Source organism: Aeromonas sp. S11(2024) (assembly GCF_041402345.1).
Taxonomy (GTDB): Bacteria; Pseudomonadota; Gammaproteobacteria; order Enterobacterales; family Aeromonadaceae; genus Aeromonas; species Aeromonas veronii.
The window spans coordinates 1-567 of the sequence record NZ_JBGLRC010000067.1; the positions used below are offsets into that span (position 1 = coordinate 1).

Consider the following 567-nt stretch of genomic DNA (forward strand, 5'->3'; position numbering starts at 1 on the left):
GTACAACAAGGACCAAATAAAATTTGGTTTTCGCCAAGAAGTTTCCAAAGCACTTGTAACAAATGTTTGAGAACTACTTTTTAAATCAGCTTTCCAGATTGTTAAAGAGCATGTTTGCAACGGCGCAAGGCCGAAGAAAACAGAGTTAAGAATCAGTTTCTTAACTCTGCATTCTTGTTAGCAAGAAGAGAAGTGGCGTCCCCTAGGGGATTCGAACCCCTGTTACCGCCGTGAAAGGGCGGTGTCCTAGGCCTCTAGACGAAGGGGACCCGGATTTGTCTTTGCGCTTGCGCGCAGATGATTGGGTAACGGCTCTCGCCATTATTCACATCCCAACACCCAACAAAAGGGCTTCTCTTGTTCAACCGTGGGTTGAACAAGCACTGACGCTTTCGCATCAGGTCTTTGCTCTAACTACTTTGAATCAAGGCAATCTGTGTGAACACTCAACAACTTCGACATCTTAAGGTAAGGAGGTGATCCAACCCCAGGTTCCCCTAGGGTTACCTTGTTACGACTTCACCCCAGTCATGAATCACACCGTGGTAAACGCCCTCCCGAAGGTTA

General features: G+C 46.9%; 1 tRNA gene and 1 rRNA gene. Both read right to left on the reverse strand.

From position 1 onward, the window contains the following. Positions 1 to 193 precede the first annotated feature (193 nt). Positions 194 to 269, reverse strand: a tRNA-Glu gene (locus ACB040_RS20750). Positions 270 to 469: 200 nt separating this feature from the next. Beyond that, a 16S ribosomal RNA gene (locus ACB040_RS20755) occupies positions 470 to 567 on the reverse strand; the annotation flags it as partial.